Below are 18,158 nucleotides of genomic sequence, written 5' to 3' on the forward strand. Positions count from 1 at the left end.
ACGATGGTGGGTATCTGTTTGAGGATCTGCCGGTGTTGGGTGCGGGTGAGTCGTACAAGGTTTGTGTGACTGATCCTGCGGGGCTGGTGCCAACGCTGGAAGGAACCACCACCCGGGATAAGGACTCTTCTACGAACTGCGCTACCTCGATGGGGTTGACCAAGGACGGGGAGGCAGATCTGACTCTCGACTTTGGTTTCGTGACGCCGAAGGTCAGCGTGGGCGACTACGTGTGGGAGGATGTCGACAACAACGGCATCCAGAACGATGGGGAGCCTGGTATTCCGGGTGTTCAACTGACCATCGTCGGCCCGGACGGAAAGCTGGTCAAGGACGTTGACGGCAACCCGGTTCCCCAGGTCAAGACCGATACCAAGGGCAAGTACCTGTTTGATGCCTTGCCCGCTCTCAAGGATGGGGAATCCTACAAGGTTTGCGTGGCGCAGCCCGCAGGGATGCTCCCGACCAAGGCAAACGCCACCAGCCGAGACAAGGATTCGTCAACGACCTGTGAAGTGACCCAGGGTCTCATGGAAAGCGGCGACTCCGATCTCACCCTGGACTTCGGTTTCTACAAGAAGCCGATGCCCAAGAAGCCGGGTATGCCCAAGACTGGTGTCTAGCCGGTGACTGCTGGCGGGGTGGGGCCAAGAGGCCCCGCCCCGTTTGCGTTTCAAACAGGTCAGCGGCTTTGTGGCGCTGTAGCGGGCTAACCCGGGGACCGGGTGAGAAACGAGGAGCCAAACACCGCGACGGAGGTGTTGCCCAACGCCAACCCAGTAGGCGTCAACGGCGTCCTGGCCGAGTACGCCTAGCCGTCGCTTGGCTGATGCTCGGGAACCCAGTGAGCAGGATCGGCGATCAGGCGCTCCACCGCGACGAAAGCTGCCCCCATGGCCGGTGCCGCGTGGTCAGGGAGCACGGAAAGGACCTGCGGGCTGGTGAATGGTCTGGTGAGTAGGCGCTGATCCAGCTCGGCAAGTATCGCGGGGGTGTAGGCGTCGGCGTGAGTGCTCAGATCGCCTCCCAAGATGATCGTCGACACGTCAAGAAGGTTGCAGGCATTCGCTACGGCCAAGCTTAAGGCTTGGCTGGCTGCTTCGAGCGCTGCCAGGGCGCGCTCGTCGCTGTCGATCAGTTTCGTTCGCAGCTCCTCCGCTGAACGGGCGCCAGCGGCTCTCAAGAGGGCGGTGGTGCCGGCGTATTGTTCCAGGCAGCCGGTTGCTCCGCAGCTGCACCTCGGTCCCTTGGGATTGATGCAGGTGTGCCCGATCTCTCCTGCCCAGCCGCGTCGACCCCGGGCGAGCCTGCCTTCGATAATCAGGGCAGAACCGATGCCGACCTCGCCAGATAGGTATAGGAAGGTGTCCAAGTCCGCGTTCCGTCCGGGGGCTTCTCGGGAAGCGAGGATGGCGGCGCAGTCTGCTTCGTTCATCACGGCGCTGGGTGCCTCTGCGATGGCCCTGAGCCCGTTGCCAGCCAGCTCTCGCAGCACGTCAACGTCACCCCAGCGCAGATTTGGGGCTCTGAGCAGGTGATTGGTATCGGCGTCGACCAGACCCGGAACGGCCACCTGGACGCCGACTAGCCTGCCCCCGGCTGGTATCTCGGCGAGGCACTGCAAAGCGACGTCGCCCACTTGGGCCAGCACTGTTGCCGGGTTCGACCCCACGAAGTCGCCCGCGATGTCCCGCGCGGCGACCAGATCTCCACGCAGGTCGATCAGGCGGGCCGCCAGATGGGAGACGTTGACCTCAAGCCCGAGGCCGAAGTAGGTCCTCGAAGCTGGCGAGAGCGGCACCGCCGGTCGTCCGGCCTTGTTGGAGTAGATCGGGTCTGACTCGATCAGGATGCCCCCCGCCACGAGGTCGTCCACCAGGCGCGACGCCGTCGATCTGGTCATTCCTGTCGCCTTGGCGACGTCCACTCGTGCAACCGGGCGTTTGCTGGCGAAGACCAGCGAGGCCGCGAGCGCCAGATTCTGCGATCTCAGGCCGGCCTGCCTAGCGACAATGGGCTGCGGTGCTTGTTGCATGGCTTGACTCTACTCCATCCACCCTATAAGTTGTATCACAAGACAAATCGATCTCGATGAGGAGCGATGATGGACAACTACAAATTCTCGTTTGGTCTCTGGACGGTCGGCTGGCAGGGCGCGGACCCGTTCGGAACGAACACCCGGGACGCCTTCGAGCCCTGGGAGTACGCGGAGAAGCTGGCTGAGCTGGGCGCCTGGGGAATCACCTTCCACGACAACGACGTTTACCCCTTCGACGCAGATGAGGCTACCGCCAAGGCTCGCGTAACCCGGCTCAAGCAGGCAGCGGATCAAGCCGGGCTGGTGATCGAGATGGTAACGACGAACACCTTCACCCACCCCATGTTCAAAGACGGCGGGCTGACCTCGAACGACCGTTCCGTGCGGCGCTTTGGGCTGAAGAAGATTCTGAACGCGGTCGACATCGCAGCAGAAGTGGGAGCCACAACCTTCGTGATGTGGGGTGGGCGCGAGGGCGCCGAGTACGACACGTCGAAGGACTACTACGCCGCCCATGCGCGTTACGCCGAGGGTCTCGACACGGTGGCCGGATACATCAAGGAGCAGGGCTATCACCTGCGCATCGGCCTGGAGCCCAAACCCAACGAGCCGCGCGGCGATATCCTGCTGCCGACCATCGGTCACGCGCTGGGCCTGATCGCGACGCTCGACAACGGGGACATCGTGGGGCTCAATCCGGAGGTGGGTCACGAGCAGATGGCAAACCTCAACTACACCCAGGGCTTGGCCCTGGCGCTCTACTGCGGGAAGCTCTTCCACATCGATCTCAATGGGCAGCGCGGACTCAAATACGACCAGGACCTCGCCTTTGGACATGGTGACCTCATGAGCGCCTTCTTCACCGTCGATCTCCTGGTGAATGGTTTCCCCGCCAGCCCAGAAGCTCCCAGGTACACCGGCCCAATCCACTTCGACTACAAACCGAGCCGTACCGAGGGAGTCCAAGGGATCTGGGATTCAGCGAGGGCCAACATCGAAGCCTTCACGCTGCTTGCCGAGCGGGCCAAAGCTTTCCGCCAAGACCCTGCAGCTATCGATCTGATGAGGGAAGCGTCGATCTTCGAACTTGCCGAACCCACGCTGGCGCCAGGAGAGACCGTGGCGGCGCTGCGCACGGCTGAGATGCCGGATCCTCAGGCCAAGCGAGACCGAGAGTACCGTTTCGTCGAGCTTCAGCAAGTCGCGCTCCGCCATCTGTTGCGTGGGTGAGCCGGTATGACACTTGTAGCGGGCGTGGACAGTTCCACGCAGTCGTGCAAGGTGCTTGTGGTCGACGCGGACTCCGGCGAGATCGTGCGCCAGGGGTCCGCCCCGCACCCCTCCGGCACTGAAGTCCATCCGAAGCACTGGTGGGACGCTTTCCAGGCCGCCTCCCGGGCCGCCGGGGGGCTGGCCGACGTGGCCGCGCTCAGCGTGGGCGGGCAGCAGCACGGCATGGTCGTACTGGATGAGGCAGGGGAGGTGATCCGGCCAGCACTCCTGTGGAACGACACTCGCTCTGCGGATGCTGCGCAGCGGCTGCGGGAGGAGTTCGACGATTGGGCCGGAGTGACTGGAAGCTTGCCAGTGGCTTCCTTCACCAACACTAAACTTCGCTGGCTGGCAGAGAACGAACCAGACAACGCCACTCGCGTGGCTGCGGTGGCGCTGCCTCACGATTGGTTGACCTGGCGAATCCGGGGGAGTGGAGGGCTCGAAGACTTGGTGACGGACCGTTCGGACGCCTCCGGGACCGGGTACTACGACTCCTTCAAGGACGAATACCGACGCGACCTCCTTGATCTGGCGTTGCAGCGCGACGCCAGCGGTGTGCTGTTGCCCAGGGTGCTGGGCCCAACCGATTCTGTTACCGGAGACGAGTTCCTGTTCGGCCCCGGAGCAGGCGACAACGCGGCGGCTGCTTTGGGGCTGGGCTTAGGCCCGGGGCAGACCAGCGTTTCGTTGGGCACATCGGGGGTGGTGGCTGCGGTGTCGGCCGTTCCTGTCGCCGACCCGTCTGGCGCAGTCAGCGTGTTCGCCGACGCCTGTGGTGGGTGGCTGCCGCTCACATGCACGCTGAACGCGGCGCGAATCCTGGACGCTGCTTGCCGAATGCTTGCCGTGGACCACGACGAGCTTTCGGCGCTTGCGCTGAACGCTGAGCCCGGGGCCGGTGGCCTCACCCTGGTGCCCTGGTTTGAGGGGGAGCGGACCCCGAACCTGCCCGACGCTACCGCTGCGGTTCTTGGCGCGACGCTGACCAACTTCACGCGGGAGAACTTCGCCCGGGCCGCTGTCGAGGGTTTGCTCGCCTTGATGTCGAACGGACTGGCGGCCATTTCCGGGCTGGGGGTCGATGTGGCGAAGGTGAGCCTCATCGGCGGCGCGGCGAAGTCGCGCGCCGTCCGGGAGTTGGCTCCCGCACTTCTTGGACGGCCTGTGCAGGTGCCGGCGCCGGCCGAATACGTCGCGCTTGGGGCGGCTCGTCAGGCTGCCTCCTGCCTGTCCGGCGGTCTCGTCACCTGGGAGCCGAGCGGCATCAACGACTTTGTGGCCGAGCCGGCCCCCGGACTGGCGCGACGCTACCGTGAGCTGAGCGCGAAACTGGCTGACGCGATGGGGTGGGCCTGACGAAAGTCCAGCCATCGTCGAGGTTGCCGAGCACCCGCTCGAATGCCTCGACGGTGGCTGTCCTGTCGCCCCCGCCGTCGTGGGCCAGCACGACCGCTCCGGGCGTCAGCGCTGCCCTGAGGTTTGCGGTCAGCCGGCAGGCGTCTTGCCACTCGTCACGCCAGTCGTAGATGACGCGGCCCAACCCGAGCGGAGCCATGCCCAGCGATGCCGCCACCTCGGCCACTCTGCCACCCGTCCCCCAGGATCCGTTGGGGGCCCGAAACATTGTCACATCGAGGTCAGCGCCGAGCGCTTCGCGGATCAGGGAGTTGGTCAGGAGGAGCCGGTGAGCTATCTCGTGGGCCGGAAGCCGGGCCAGATCCGCGAAATCGTTCGAGTGGTTGACGATGAGGTGCCCCTCATCCGAGATCCGGCGCAACACCCGAGCACCGCCCGGACATCGGATGCTGCTGCCCACGACGCAAAAAGTGGCGGTGACCCGGCACGTGGCCAACAGATCGAGCAGGCGGTTGGTGCAACCCGGGTTGGGGCCATCGTCGAAAGTCAGCGCCACCGGCTTGCCGTTGCCGATGGCGCAAGGGGGAAAGTCGCCGGTCACGAGGGAACCTTTCGGAACAGGCGGTCGGGGGCCCGTCGCCGAACCCCCGACCGAAGCTAGCGGACGCTGGTCGGGGTGGTGAGTCTGCGGCCTTCCTCGACAATGCGACGCTCACCGGTGACGGTGATGCTGACCGGCGGGGTTCTGTGTTCCGACGAAGTTCCGACGCTAAGCAGGAATTCTCCCGGCTCGACGATGCGCCTGAGGTCCTGGCCGGTGAAGGACAGTCGGTCGGCGTGCACATGGAAAATGACTTCCCTGCGCTGACCCGCAGGAACGTCCACTTTTCTGAATCCGATGAGTTGCTTCAGCGGGCGAACCACCTCGGCCCAGGGGTCGCTCAAGTAGAGCTGCAGAACTTCCGAGCCGTCGCGTTCACCGGTGTTTGCCACGGTTACGCTCACGTTGAACTCGCCGTCAGGCGAGATCTCCTGGCGCGAGACTCGGGGGATGCCCAGCTCGAACGAGGTGTAGGACAAGCCGTGGCCGAAGGGGTACAGCGGCCTGGGGTCCAGGTTGCTGATTCCTTCGGAGACCCAGCCAAGCATGGGTTGCAGGTAGGTTCCGGGCTGGCCTCCCGGGTGATTCGGTACCGCTATAGGCAGCTTGCCTGAAGGATTCACGACCCCCAGCAACACGTCGACAATTGCCTGGGCGCCCTCTGCACCGGGCATGAAGGCCTGGATGATGGCCGCGGTACGCTCGGCGAATCGCCCGAGTGCGTAGGTTCGTCCGGTGATTAGGATGAGCACGGTTGGGGTTCCGGTAGCCAATACGGCTTCCAGCAGTTCGCCCTGCCGCCCCGGCAGGCTGAGATCAACCACGTCGCAGCCTTCCCCGGAGGTGCCCACGCCGAACAGCCCGGCGATGTCGCCCAGCGTCACGACAGCCACCTCGGCATCCGCGGCAGCTGCGGCAGCCTGCTCGATGTCTGCGTCGTTGCCCGAGGTGAACCCGGTACCCTGCACGGCCACGATGGGCTGTTCGAGGGTTGCGCGCAGCGCCTCGTCGAGAGCGGTGATCGGGATGCCAGTCTGTTTCCCGCTGTACTTGCTCAGCACGTGGTTCGGGAATGCGTAGCAGCCCATGAACGAGCGCACATCAGCCCAGGACGGCCCGATCAGGGCTACTCGATCTGTGGGTTTCAGCGGGAGCACGCCGTCGTTCTTCAATAGAATGATCGACTCATCGGCGACTCGTCTGGCGATGGCGCGGTTGTCTGCCGAGTCCAGATCGACGGTGGCCGTAGGCTCAGGCTTCCCAGCGGGCAGATCCAGCAGACCAAGGCGTGCCTTCTGCAGGAGAACCCGCCTAGCCGCCGTCCTCACCGTCTCCGGGCTGAGCAGCCCGCGCTCGACAGCCTCCGGGATTGCCGAAAAGGAGCCGGTGTTGGGCAATTCGACGTCGAGTCCCGCGTTCAACGCGAGAGCAGCGGCAGAGGCATCGTCGGGAGCTACGCGGTGTGCTTTGTGTAGGAAACGCACTGACCAGTAGTCGCTCAGCACCGTGCCCTCGAACCCCCATCGGTCGCGCAGCACCCCGGTGAGTAGCCAATGGGAGGCGGCAGAGGGTTCCCCGTCGATGTCGGAATAGGAGTTCATCACGGAGGCGACCCCGCCCTCCCGCACCGCCATCTCGAACGGAGGCAGCATGATGTCCTCCAACTCGCGGCGCCCCATCGAAACGGGGGCGTGGTTCCGACCCGCGCGGGAGGCTGGATAGGCGACGAAGTGCTTCGCGCAGGCGAGCACCCCGGCCGATTGCAGGCCGGTGATGTATGCGCTGCCGAGGGTCCCGACCAGGTAGGGGTCCTCGCCGCAGGTCTCTTCGACGCGGCCCCAGCGGTAGTCCCGGACCACGTCGAGCAGGGGAGAGAGGCCCTGGTGGACGCCGAGACGAAACATGTCCGACCCGATTGCGTTGGCCATTTCCTGGATCAGCTCGGGTCGCCAGGTGGCTCCCCAGGCGATTGCCGCCGGGTAGACGGTGGCGCCCAGAGCGGTGAGTCCGGTCAAGCATTCCTCGTGCGCTATGGCGGGTATGCCGAATGCGGAGGAACTGCGTACCTGATTTTGCCATTGGCGGAGCCGTTGCCTGCCTTCAGGAATCGATACGGGGCCGGTGCCGAAGACGCGAGTCAGGTGGCCGAGACCCAGACGGCAGGACTCTTCCCAGGAGCCGGCTCCCTGAGAGAGTTCCTGCTCCATGGGGGCCACGTCGTGAGCATCTGAGTCCGCTTCGGGATCGGGCTCGTGCAATGCAGGATGCCAGTAGGAGCCGAGCTGGAAAGCCATGTCCTCGAATGACATCCGGTCGAGGAGCGCGTCGACCAGCATTGTCTGTTCGGATGTGTTCATTGTGGTGTCTTTCTGGCGCCGGTCATCCCTTGACCGCGCCTTGTAGGCCGCTGACGATGCGCTTCTGCATGGCCAGGAAAAAGATAAGGGCCGGAATCATCGCCAAGGTGGTGAAGGCGAACACCCCGGCCGTGTCCGCCGAGTGCTCCGACGAGTAGTCGGCCACGCCAAGAGGCAGGGTCTTCATGTCTCCCTGAAGGAGAAGCAGCGGAAGCAGGTAGGCGTTCCAGGAAGCGACGAAAGCCAGCACGCCCACCGTGATCAGTCCTGGTCCCGACAGCGGCACTATCACTTTGGTAAAAACCTTGATCCGGTTGGCGCCATCAATGAAAGCCGCCTCCTCCATCTCTTTCGGGATGGCTTGGAGGAAGGGTCGGAGGATCACGATGGTCATGGGCAGCGCAAATGCAGCCTGCGGTAGCGCTATGCCGAACCATGTGTTGCTGAGGTTCAGGTCGCGGCTGATGATGATGAACAGCGGGATCGAGGCCACCGTCGCAGGGAAGAGTAGGCCGGCGACGAACACCATGTAGATGGGCTCGCGGAGCCGGAACTCGTAGCGTGACAGAGGGTAAGCGGCCATCAGGCCAAAGAGCACCACGAGGACAGTGGTCATTGCCCCGATCATCACGGAGTTCAGGCCGTAGCGCCAGAACATCGGGTTGCTCAGGGCATTGATGTAGTTGTCGGCTACCCAGGGGGAGGGCAGGCCAGCAGGGTCGGCAGCCAGCTGGGCATTCGTGCGGAAGCCGCCGAAGACTGCGTAGAGTACCGGCCCGAGGGTGAGCGCGACCACGACTAGGGCCAACGCGTAGACCAACACGCGCCAGGCGCTGCGCGCGGGGTTGCCGTTCATCGTCCAGCCTTTCGGGTTGTGCGTTTCGCTGCCCGGCTTTCATCCGAGCGCATGACGAATCGTTGGTAGAACACCGAGCACGTGAGCGCGATGATGAACAGAATCACGGAAGCCGCGCCCGCTATGCCGTAGTTTGAGCGTTTGGTTCCCTCGTTGATGAGAAATGTTGCCATGGTGGTGGTGGCGTTCGCCGGTCCACCCTTGGTAAGAATCCACACCATGTCGAACAGTTGGAGGGAACCCACCATCGACAGAAAAACCCAGGTCTTCAGTGTGGGGCCGAGCATCGGTATGGTGATGTGACGCTGGGTCTGCCACCAGGAGGCACCGTCGATGGCCGAGGCTTCCAGCACTTCGTCTGGTACGCCTTGCAGCCCGGCGAGGAAGAGGATGATGGCGAGCCCCAGATATTTCCAGGTCAGGACGATCATCACCGTCCACAGTGCGTAGTCCTGCGTGCCGAGCCAGCCCTGCGGGGGGCCCTGCAATCCGATCGAACTCATCAGCGAGTCGAAGACGCCGTACTTCGGCTGCAAGAGCTGGTACCAGACGACGCCCGCAATCACCTCGGCCACGACGTAGGGCACGAAGACGATGGTGCGCAGTACTCCCTGCCCACGGATCTTCTGGTTCAGAAGCAGCGCGATCGCCAGTCCGAGAGGTAGTTGCAGCGCTATCGACACGAAGACTATGAAGAAGTTGTGGCCAACGGAACTGGTGAACACGTCGTTGGTCAGCACTGAGACGTAGTTTTGCAATCCAACGAAATCCACGAGGGGGCCGAAGCCCTTCCAACGGTAGAACGAGAACTCGACTGCCTTCATGATCGGCCAGGCGATGAATAGCGCGAGGAGGGTCAGCGCGGGGAGGGTGAAAGCCACCACCTCTGCTCCTTTGCGCCAGTCGAGGCGCTTGCCGGGCTTGCGCCCGCGGGGCAGTTGATCTCTGCGCCGCGGGCTGGCGGTTGTGGTGGCCGCGCGTGCCTGGGTCACGGCTACTTCTCCGCGTCCGCAGCGGCTTGGGTGGCGTCAACGATGTCCTTGGCCGTGGCCTGCCCGGCGAAGACCAGGGCGATGGAGTCGTTCATTGCTCCGCCGATGGATTGGCCGAAGGCGGTGTCGAAGTAAAGCTGTACGTAGGCGGCCTCATCTCGAATGCGCAGCAGGTCTGCCAGCGCCCGATCCTTGACGGAGTTCGTCGCGGCAGGGTTCGTGGGCAGGCCCATATCCTTTTCGGCGAAGCCGATCTGCACCTCGTCGCTGAGCAGGAACTTGGCGAAATCGACCGCGACGTCGGGAGCGGATTTCGGCACGGCCCAGGCGTCTCCGCCTCCCAGTGTGGCGGACGGGTCGCCCTTCCCGCCGGGCACGGCCGGGAATGCGAACCAGCCTGTGTTCTCGCCGAGGCCTTGGTTGTCCTCCGTCAGGCCTTGCATGACGCCGGGCTCCCAGTGGCCGGCGAGTTCCATGGCTACCTTGCCCGTGGCGAGGAGCCCGGATGCGCTGGTGGGGCCGGCCTGGGCCAGCGTGGTGAGGAAGCCAGGGTTGAAGGGTTCTGCCTGAACTGCCTTGGCCAAGTCCTCTCCGGCCTTCAGGAAGCAGGGATCGTGGAAATCGAGGCTGGTGACTGCGTCGGTCAACACGTCCTTGCTGCACTCGCGCAGCACGAAGTAGTACCAGTAGTGCGCGGCGGGCCACTTGTCGCCCGCACCGACCGAGATCGGGTCGATGCCTGTTGCCTTCAGCTTGTCTACGACCTGGAACATCTCGTCCCAGTTCTGCGGCGTCTTTGTGATTCCAGCCTGCTCGAACAGCTTGGTGTTGTACCAGAAGCCCACGACTCCGACGGAGTAGGGCAGGCCGTAGGTCCTGCCGTCAACCTGCCAGCCCGCGGCTTTGCCGCCGACCTTGGCGATCTCCTCCTTTGCCTCATCGGTTAGATCCCTGACGAGGCCCGCCTTCACTTTGCCTGCCAGCTCGCCGCCGCCACGCTCCATGTAGACATCCGGCATGTCACCGCTTTGCCAAGCGGCCTCCAGCTTCGTGACCATGTCTTCGTGCTGCATGGCATGCACCTCGACCTTGACCCCGGAGTGCTGCCTCTCGAAGTCTCGCGCGACTTTGTCGTAGTAGCCCTTGCCCGGCTCGGCGTTCGAGTTGTGCCACCAGACGATCGTCTGTTCGCCGGTGGAGGGCTGGCCGGTGGTTTCCCCTCCGGCACAGGCGCCGACGAAGAGCGCCGTGGCCAGGGAAGCCGCCGCGAGGAGGCGGCGAGGGAGTTTCTGGATCATCGTTGAGTCCCTTCTGTTCGATGCCGCATCGGCGCGGCGTTTCGGTGAAGTTTCGTTGTTCTTAGGCTACTCAAACTATTTGTTTAGTCAAGACCCAAATTAAAACTAAGTCGTCTCTGCTAGTCAAAGCCGTTCTGTTGGGTCGTGGGTCGTTGTCCTTCTGCTCCGAAACAATTTCGGATACTATGAGTCCATGGCTGACGGGGGAAGGGCAAGCGTCGGGTTGGCCGAAGTGGCTCGACGAGCCGGGGTCGCAAAGTCCACGGCGTCCAAGGCACTCAATGGGCGTCCGGATGTTTCGGTCGCGGTTCGCGAGCGGGTGCGACGTGCGGCGAGCGAGTTGGGCTATGTTCGGCGTATTGGTTCGTTGGGGGGCGTGGTGGCCTTCGTGACGGACTCGATGACCACCACGTACACGCTGGAGGTCATGCGCGGGGTGGTTTCTGCCGCGACGTGTGAAGGGGTCGGGGTGCTCGCCCAGTGTGCCAAGGTCGATGCCGATTGCCCCGGGGGAGTGCCATTCGAGGTCGGTTGGCTCGAACGGCTCGTCGCCCTGGGGTGCCTGGGCGTGGTGGTGGTGACCGCGCAGGTAGCGGATGACCAGATTGCGCGGGCGGTGGGACTCGGGTTGCCGCTGGTGGTTGTGGATCCCGCCAATCCGCTTCCGGGTGAGGTGGTCTGCATTTCCGCGACGAATTGGAACGGGGGAGTGGAGGCGGCGGGGCACCTGATTGGCTTAGGGCACGCCCGGGTAGCGTTCCTGCGAGGGCCACGCGAGTCGGTTCCTTCCAATGAACGGATGCAGGGCTACCTTTCTGCGCTGCAGATGCATGGTCTGCCAGTGGATGAACGCCTGGTTGTGGGGTCCTCATTCGCCCACGACGACGGACTGCGGGTGGCGCGGGAGCTTCTGGATCTGCCCGAAGGGGTGCGCCCAACGGCGGTCTTTGCTGCCACTGACGTCACCGCACTGGCTGTTCTGGAAGCGGCGCGCGAGCGGGGGCTGGCCGTTCCGGACGATCTCAGTGTCGTCGGTTTCGACGACACCTTTCTCGCCGAGCTGTCGACTCCCCGGCTAACAACGGTGCGGCAGCCTTTGGAGGAGATGGGCGCGACCGCGTTGCGGCAAGTGCTCGCGTTGTCCGCCGGGCGTCCGGCGCTCAGTGGCACGGTACGGCTGCCGACCGAGCTGGTGATCCGCAGCTCGACGCGACCTCTCTAGGTGTGCTGCGCAAGCGGCGTTGGGCCCCGATGTGTCAGATTGGCAAGGAGGGGGCGTGTCTTCTTGGTCGGGGTACCCGTTGGGGCGTCGTGGTCTACAATTGGTACCAAGGTAAAACAAATACAAGGAGGTGTTGTGTACCAGTTCAAACAAGATTGTCCGAAAGCGGATGCGACGCTCGCTCACCGACGCACGGCAAGCCTCGTTCGACTCGTTGACCGGTTCGGGGCGCCGGTGCCGAACGAGAAGGTGACCTACAGGCAGACCGCGCACGAGTTTGGTTTCGCGGCGACGGCCTTCGAGTTCCTGCCTCTGGTGGCAGGCCAGCTTTCTGGGGAAGAACTCGAAGCCACTCAGCGGGTGTGTGCGCACTGGTTCTCCACGTTTAACTGGGCAACGCTGCCGTTCTATTGGGGATGGTACGAGCCGCAGCAGGGCCGAACAGACCGTGAACGCGTGAAGGCGACTGCCCGGTGGCTGCGGTCGAGGGGGGTGCGAGTCAAGGGCCACCCGCTGGTTTGGCACACCGAAACCGCCAAATGGCTGGATAAGTTGTCCGTGCCCGAGGTAGAGCGAGCGCAGCGGGAACGCATTCGACGCGAGGTAGCCGACTTCGCTGGCCTGATCGACATGTGGGACGCCATCAACGAGGTGGTGATCATGCCTCATTTCGACAAGTATCCGAACGGTATCACCCGACTGTGTCGCGAACTGGGGCGCATTGAGACCGTGCGTCTGGCCTTCGACGAGGCGCGCGCCGCCAACCCGAACGCCACGTTGCTGATCAACGACTTCGACCTCAGCTTCGCCTACGACGCCCTCATCGAGGGCCTGCTCGCGGCGGAAGTGCGAATCGACAGGATCGGACTGCAGACGCACATGCATCAGGGATACCGCGGCGAGGAGGAAACGCTGGCTGTCATAGAGCGGTTCGCCCGCTACGGCATCCCGCTCCACTTCACCGAGACCACCCTCGTCTCCGGAGAACTCATGCCCTCGCACATCGTTGACCTGAACGACTGGGTGGTGGATTCTTGGCCTAGCACCGACGAGGGAGAGGCCAGGCAGTCGGCCGAACTGGAGAGGCACATTCGGACGCTCTTCTCTCACCCTGCGGTTGAGGCCTTCACCTACTGGAACATCTGGGACAGGGGCGCGTGGCTCGGCGCTCCTGCAGGTCTCCTCCGGGCTGATGGTTCCGCCAAGCCCGCCATGGAGATGCTACATCGGTTGGTCAAGGGCGAATGGTGGACCGAGGAACAACACGCCTACACCGATGCAGACGGAGTGGCTGAACTCTGGGGATGGAAGGGGCAATACGTGCTCGAAGTCCGGAGCGAGGAGCGCACCTTCACGCTGGGCGACGAGGTGATGGTCGCGCTCGAATAACTCCGGGGATTGCCCTCCGAATGCTCCACGGGCTATGAAGGCTGCTCCCAGCGGACTCGCTAGGTGCAGCCTTCATAGCCGTTCTGGGGCCTGGTTCGAAAGCGTTATTAGGGGCCGTCGGCCGGGACGAATCGGGCTCTCGACGGCCGCATCCCGTTCCGGAACGCCGGTCAAGTTGGCGCGAGCCTTCTTGCCCGCTCCGGTGCCCCGTAGCCTGACTTTCGCAAGGGGGCCTATCCGGTTGTCACGCCAGTCTTGGGCAACTTGGGTTTCACGCTGGGTTTGGGTGATGGGCTCGCCGGGCTGCTCGGCTGCTTATTCTTAAGCAGCCTCGACAGCAGTTCGTAGTAGCTGGGCTTCCTCTTGTAGTCCGCATCCATCACGGTTGCCGCGCCAGTCCCCTGGAAGAACACCGGCACCCAGGAGTAGCTGTCGTTGAATCCCCAGACGGTGAAGGACCGGCACTTGCTGACCGCCAGGCAGGCGTCCAGCGTCGCGCCGTAGTAGTCAGCTTGGGTTTTCAACTGCTGTGGCGTGGGCACGCCGTCTGCGGGCAGCTTCATCCGTACGTCCACCTCGGTGAAAGCAGTCTCCAACCCCAAGGCGTCGAACCGGGCCAGGTTCTCGCGCATGTCCGCCGGGTAGGGCCGTGCCATGTCGAAATGGGCCTGGGCCGAGAAGCCATGCACGGGTACCCCCTGCGCCAGGAGCTTCTTGCTCAACTCCAGGTAGGCGTCCGACTTGGGATTGATGCCCTCGACTCCGTAATCGTTGAAGAACAGCTTCGCGTTCGGGTCCGCCTCGTGCGCCCAGCGGAAGGCGTCGGCGATGGCCTCGGCGCCCAGTTCGCGTAGCCAGATGTTCTCCTTGAGTCGCAGGTTGCCCTTGCCGTCGAAGATCTCATTGGCCACATCCCACTGGTGGATCCTGCCTCGATAGCGCCCAACGACGGTCTTGACGTGCTGTTCCAGTTCTGCACGCAGTTCCTGCTTGGTGAGGCCGCCCTCTTCGAGCCACTTCGGGTTCTGGCTGTGCCACAGCAGGGTGTGACCACGAACCTGCTGTCCGTGACGCTCAGCGAAGGCGACGATGTCGTCGGCCGGTTGGAAATTGAACTGGCCGCGCTTGGGGTGGACGAACTCCCACTTGAGGTGGTTCTCGGGCGTGACCGAGCTGAACTCGCTAGCGAGGATGGTGCGGTAGCGGGCTGAATGGTAGAAGGGGTTCTTGTAGGGCTGCTGGTCGTGATGGCCGCCGCCCGCGATCGCTGTGCCGATCACCAGCCTGGGTTCGGCTTCTTTACGCAGGGTCTCGGTTTCCGGCTGTAGACCGCTGCGGGTGGCTTTGGCGTACGCTAGCTCGTCGAGCAGCTTGAAGTAGGCGGCCTTGGGAATCCACTGGTCGTCGAAGATGTTGGCGTAACCCTCACCGGGGAAGGTGCCTGGCACCCAGGAGTAGGAGTCGGAGAACCCCCACACCGTGAAGCTCGTGCAGGCGGGTTGTTCCAGGCAGGCCCGCAGGAGCTTGGCGTGCCGGGCTGCGTGCTCGTCGATCTGGGCTTGGGTGGGAAGGGCCTCGTCGGCGATTGGAATGCGCACGTCGGCCTCGGTGATCGCCACCTTGAGCCCGAGGTCGGCGAAGCGTTGGAGGTTCTTGGGGAGAGACTCGTCGTAGTCGTACTTCAGGCTGAGGTGCGCCTGTGCGCCGAAGCCGTGAACGGGGGCCTGTTTAGCCAGTAGTTCCTTCGCCAAGGCGTAGTAGGAGTCGGTCTTCTCGTTGATGCCTTCGGCGTTGTAGTCATTCAGGAAGAGTATGGCCCCGGGGTCTGCCGCGTGGGCCCATCTGAAGGCGTCGGCGATCAAGGAGACGGGGTCGTCCGAGCAAGCCTTCAGGAATGGGTTGGCTGCGGTGCGTAGTTTTACTCCACCGTCGTCCCAGGTGTCTTGGAACAGCTCGTTTGCGACATCCCATTCGTAGATCTTGCCTTTGTAACGACCGACGACGGTCTCGATGTGCTCTTTCAGGGTGTCTCGGGCATCAGTGCAGTTCCACGTGGCGCTCGCCTCGGTCACCCATTTGGGGTTCTGGCTGTGCCACAGAAGGGTGTGGCCACGTACCTTTTGATTGTGCTTTGCGGCGAAGTCGACGATGGCGTCAGCGCCGGAGAAGTCGTACCTGGTGGGTTCCGGGTGGATGAGTTCCCACTTCATGTCGTTCTCGGGCGTGATCGAGTTGAACTGCTGGCTGAGCAGCGTGCGGAACTGGGAGTTTTCCTCGCTGTCCGGCCCGAGCAGGTCACGCTGTCCCCAGACGGCGGTCCCGATGGCGGGGGTGTCCGGCGCGGCCGCGCGCAGGGAATAGGTGGGTAGATCGGCCGATGCCCACAAGGGGAACTGGGCCAGGATCACCCCGAGCGCGAGCCCACCGGACAGTTTCTTCAGTAGAGACATCTGTGGCTCCTAGAGATCACTATTAGTCGCGACGTGCAACTAAAGGTAGCCAGGAGGTTACCCGGAGGGATTGTTCATGTCAACAACTAATTGCCGCGCGTGGACTCTGGTGCTGGGCTGGGCGAGGGGCCTGCCGACCTCGGGCCTCCGGTGAAACGGTTAGTGTCTGCCTCGAAAGCACTGCTGGGTAGGGGGTGCGGGGTGCGTTGGGCCGACTTCTCGTTAGCTGCCCGCCGTGCGGGAAGCTCCGGTCAAGGTGGGCTGCCGGGTTGTGTCGGTGCGTCGTGCTCCCGGCATGATCTTCGAAATGCGGCTTAGGCAGCTAGCAATTCCACGGGGACATCCCCGCCGTAGATGTGTGGGAAGTGCTCAGACTCTGGGTCTTCCGGATCGGTCGGCTCGCGCAGGACGGTGAAATTGGCCGTCGCGAGACGTTCCTCGTTCAGGGTCAAGATGATCACGTCGTCGCGATCCGGATAGATGAACTCCCGCACTCGCTTCACTTGATCCAGCGAGTCACAGGCGTGCAGAAAACCGACCTCGGCGATCAGCGCGCCGCGGGTGGAGTTGCGGTACACGCCAGAGGCCAACGCTTCAGCCAAATCCTCGGGCAGGGCGATGTGAAAGATCATGCTTGTGATCCTAATTACCTAGTCAAATCGAGCCTGATCCTGTATCTTGCGCCGGGTGGCGCGGGACTGGGTTCATGCGGTTCGCTCCGGGTAGGTGTGTGAGCTGTGGGCGCATCTCATCGGCCTCTGTTCGTTGCCCTTCTTTGAGGTTTGGGGCCGGCGTGTCGCGTAAGGTAACCGACTCGAACAGGGTCGAGAGTGGCGTTTCTCCTCATTCGGCGCGAGCTGTGGCCTTCGATCAGGTGGTGCACGGAAACTGGTTTGAGTTTCGCGTCGATGGCGTGCGCGGGAGGGGGTGGGCCGGACGGATACGAGGGGCGGTAAGTGGGTGACAAGGAGCTTGCTCCCGTCGTCGGGCAGATGGCCGTAGGGGGTGCGCGGTTCTCGGTGGCGGGGGGGCGGGTTTGGCAACCCAGGTTGACGTGGCTGCAGATAGCAACTACGGTTGACATCATGGAGCCGCAAGAAATCGTTTCGCAGGCGACGGAGACCGCAGACCCGCGAGCCGGACTTCGCGCGGTGGCCGCTCTGCGGCAGCTGACCGATCGTCTGGAACTATGCCAAGTGGAGGCAGCCCTCCGGGCAGGGCTGAGTTGGCAGGCGATCGCCGACATGCTCGGCGTGAGCAGGCAGGCAGTGCACAAGAAGTACGCGCGGAGAGTGGACCCCAGCATCAGCATCCCGAGGAGAAACCGTGGTGGGCAAAAGTAATTTCCACGAAGTAATACAGCACCTGTATCTCGTTGGTGGCGAGGAAGCCAGGCGAACGGGGGATGTCGAGATCGAGCCGGAACACCTGCTGCTCGCCCTCGTGCGCTCCGACGGGCCGGCCGGGCGTGCGCTGCGTGGGCTGGGGCTTTCGGTTGCTCGGGTGCGCGCCGCGATCGAGCAGGAGCGGACCGAGCAACTCGCCCGGCTGGGCATCAGCTACGCCCCGACGACCACGGCCGGCTCCGCGGGGCAGGCGGGGTTCAGCGAGCGCAGCGCACGCGTATTCAGCGCCAGCGAAACCGGTAGCCCCGTCGAGACAGCGATCCTGCTCTCCCTGCTGGGCGAACCAAGTGGCCACATAACCGAGTTGCTGAGCGCCGCAGGTGTGCGGGGAGAGGACGTGCGTACCAAGCTCTCGGCATCCGCTTCGGCCGCGAGTCGGCCGAGCATCGGGCACGAAGCAAGTTTCTTCATCCCTGCGCCCCTAGGCGCCGTGTGGGGGGTCGTTTCCGACGCCGAGCGACTACCGGAGTGGGATTTCTTCGTATCGGAGCTCAAACCGGAGGGCGACGGATGGCTCGGCCGCCAGCGCGGCCGCAAGGGGAGCGTGCGGGTATTCGTCGAGCGCGACGAGTGCGCCGACGATCAGGTTATCTGGCGCTACTCCTTCCCCGAACTGCCGCACGCCAACGAGCGGCTGATCTCGGTGCAGCTGAGCCCGGCCGACGACGGGACCCGCGCCGTCGTCGCCCTCAACTGGCTGCGCAGTCGCAAGCCAAGGAGGCTGGCCAAAGCGCTCGGCCCGGTGCTTAGCCGGGTGCTGCGCCCGGTGCAACATCGTCTGGTCTCGCTGCAGGTGGGAAATCTCGGGCATGGTATCGCCAAAGAGGCGCAAGGCATGTCCGATGGTATTTCTCGAAGTCAAGAATCCGCTGAGCTCTAGGCGTAGTCTGTTCCCAGGGGTATCCGCTTCCTAGTTTG

General features: G+C 63.7%; 15 protein-coding genes. 7 read left to right on the forward strand and 8 right to left on the reverse strand.

Features of this window, described 5'->3' with window-relative positions:
- The coding region (locus EII42_RS04320; protein ID WP_305000352.1) for an SdrD B-like domain-containing protein at positions 1–623 on the forward strand (623 nt) is incomplete at its 5' end.
- Positions 624–811: 188 nt separating this feature from the next.
- Here EII42_RS04320 and EII42_RS04325 read toward each other — a convergent pair.
- Complete coding sequence (locus tag EII42_RS04325; RefSeq protein WP_125170897.1) at positions 812–2,035, reverse strand: ROK family protein; 1,224 nt, start codon at positions 2,033–2,035, stop codon at positions 812–814.
- A gap of 69 nt (positions 2,036–2,104) precedes the next feature.
- Between EII42_RS04325 and xylA the strand changes: the two genes are divergently transcribed.
- Both xylA and xylB read left to right on the forward strand, forming a co-directional pair.
- Positions 2,105–3,268 (forward strand): xylose isomerase, encoded by a 1,164-nt coding sequence (gene xylA / locus EII42_RS04330; RefSeq protein WP_233558271.1) that lies wholly within the window; start codon positions 2,105–2,107, stop codon positions 3,266–3,268.
- Positions 3,269–3,274: 6 nt separating this feature from the next.
- Complete coding sequence (xylB, locus tag EII42_RS04335; protein ID WP_125170899.1) at positions 3,275–4,669, forward strand: xylulokinase; 1,395 nt, start codon at positions 3,275–3,277, stop codon at positions 4,667–4,669.
- Here xylB and EII42_RS04340 read toward each other — a convergent pair.
- The 5 genes from EII42_RS04340 to EII42_RS04360 are packed head-to-tail and all read right to left on the reverse strand — an operon-like array spanning position 4,578 to position 10,773.
- On the reverse strand, positions 4,578–5,270 hold the full coding sequence (locus tag EII42_RS04340; RefSeq protein ID WP_125170900.1) for a polysaccharide deacetylase family protein: 693 nt from the start codon (positions 5,268–5,270) through the stop codon (positions 4,578–4,580). The two genes, xylB and EII42_RS04340, sit on opposite strands and share 92 nt — an antisense overlap.
- A gap of 56 nt (positions 5,271–5,326) precedes the next feature.
- A complete protein-coding gene (locus EII42_RS04345) occupies positions 5,327–7,627 on the reverse strand; it encodes a glycoside hydrolase family 3 protein (RefSeq protein WP_125170901.1) in 2,301 nt (766 codons plus the stop codon).
- A 22-nt stretch (positions 7,628–7,649) separates the two neighbouring features.
- The gene (locus tag EII42_RS04350) at positions 7,650–8,483 is read right to left on the reverse strand and encodes a carbohydrate ABC transporter permease (protein WP_125170902.1); all 834 of its coding nucleotides are present in this window, start codon (positions 8,481–8,483) and stop codon (positions 7,650–7,652) included.
- The gene (locus tag EII42_RS04355) at positions 8,480–9,475 is read right to left on the reverse strand and encodes a carbohydrate ABC transporter permease (RefSeq protein ID WP_125170903.1); all 996 of its coding nucleotides are present in this window, start codon (positions 9,473–9,475) and stop codon (positions 8,480–8,482) included. The genes EII42_RS04350 and EII42_RS04355 overlap by 4 nt, the downstream gene beginning before the upstream one ends.
- 2 nt (positions 9,476–9,477) lie before the next feature.
- Positions 9,478–10,773 carry an extracellular solute-binding protein gene (locus tag EII42_RS04360; RefSeq protein ID WP_125170904.1) on the reverse strand — a complete coding sequence of 432 codons (1,296 nt, stop codon included), beginning with the start codon at positions 10,771–10,773 and terminating at the stop codon, positions 9,478–9,480.
- Positions 10,774–10,966: 193 nt separating this feature from the next.
- Here EII42_RS04360 and EII42_RS04365 point away from each other — a divergent pair, with 193 nt between their 5' ends.
- Together EII42_RS04365 and EII42_RS04370 are read left to right on the forward strand one after the other, a co-directional pair.
- On the forward strand, positions 10,967–11,995 hold the full coding sequence (locus EII42_RS04365; RefSeq protein WP_125170905.1) for a LacI family DNA-binding transcriptional regulator: 1,029 nt from the start codon (positions 10,967–10,969) through the stop codon (positions 11,993–11,995).
- 135 nt (positions 11,996–12,130) lie between these two features.
- On the forward strand, positions 12,131–13,384 hold the full coding sequence (locus EII42_RS04370; protein ID WP_125170906.1) for an endo-1,4-beta-xylanase: 1,254 nt from the start codon (positions 12,131–12,133) through the stop codon (positions 13,382–13,384).
- A 233-nt stretch (positions 13,385–13,617) separates the two neighbouring features.
- Here EII42_RS04370 and EII42_RS13270 read toward each other — a convergent pair whose 3' ends face one another.
- Positions 13,618–15,834, reverse strand: a complete 2,217-nt coding sequence (locus EII42_RS13270) for an endo-1,4-beta-xylanase (protein ID WP_199729799.1) — start codon at positions 15,832–15,834, stop codon at positions 13,618–13,620.
- A gap of 314 nt (positions 15,835–16,148) precedes the next feature.
- Entirely contained in the window at positions 16,149–16,466 is a 318-nt protein-coding gene (locus EII42_RS04380) for a DUF952 domain-containing protein (RefSeq protein WP_125170907.1), read from the reverse strand.
- 453 nt (positions 16,467–16,919) lie between these two features.
- On the opposite strand from EII42_RS04380, the gene EII42_RS04385 reads away from it, so the two are divergent.
- Entirely contained in the window at positions 16,920–17,177 is a 258-nt protein-coding gene (locus EII42_RS04385; protein WP_125171004.1) for a hypothetical protein, read from the forward strand.
- Positions 17,164–18,120 carry an SRPBCC family protein gene (locus EII42_RS04390; protein ID WP_158676404.1) on the forward strand — a complete coding sequence of 319 codons (957 nt, stop codon included), beginning with the start codon at positions 17,164–17,166 and terminating at the stop codon, positions 18,118–18,120. Before EII42_RS04385 ends, EII42_RS04390 begins: the two co-directional genes overlap by 14 nt.
- The last annotated feature ends 38 nt before the right edge of the window (positions 18,121–18,158 follow it).

The organism is Tessaracoccus sp. OH4464_COT-324 (genome assembly GCF_003932855.1).
GTDB lineage: Bacteria > Actinomycetota > Actinomycetes > Propionibacteriales > Propionibacteriaceae > Arachnia.

Coding starts and splice junctions, on each gene's coding strand:
- xylB (WP_125170899.1), top strand. CDS start 3,275: ATGACACTTGTAGCGGGCGTGGACAGTTCCACGCAGTCGTGCAAGGTG.
- EII42_RS04325 (WP_125170897.1), bottom strand. CDS start 2,035: ATGCAACAAGCACCGCAGCCCATTGTCGCTAGGCAGGCCGGCCTGAGA.
- EII42_RS04350 (WP_125170902.1), bottom strand. CDS start 8,483: ATGAACGGCAACCCCGCGCGCAGCGCCTGGCGCGTGTTGGTCTACGCG.
- EII42_RS04360 (WP_125170904.1), bottom strand. CDS start 10,773: ATGATCCAGAAACTCCCTCGCCGCCTCCTCGCGGCGGCTTCCCTGGCC.
- EII42_RS04345 (WP_125170901.1), bottom strand. CDS start 7,627: ATGAACACATCCGAACAGACAATGCTGGTCGACGCGCTCCTCGACCGG.
- EII42_RS04365 (WP_125170905.1), top strand. CDS start 10,967: ATGGCTGACGGGGGAAGGGCAAGCGTCGGGTTGGCCGAAGTGGCTCGA.
- xylA (WP_233558271.1), top strand. CDS start 2,105: ATGGACAACTACAAATTCTCGTTTGGTCTCTGGACGGTCGGCTGGCAG.
- EII42_RS04385 (WP_125171004.1), top strand. CDS start 16,920: ATGGAGCCGCAAGAAATCGTTTCGCAGGCGACGGAGACCGCAGACCCG.
- EII42_RS13270 (WP_199729799.1), bottom strand. CDS start 15,834: ATGTCTCTACTGAAGAAACTGTCCGGTGGGCTCGCGCTCGGGGTGATC.
- EII42_RS04380 (WP_125170907.1), bottom strand. CDS start 16,466: ATGATCTTTCACATCGCCCTGCCCGAGGATTTGGCTGAAGCGTTGGCC.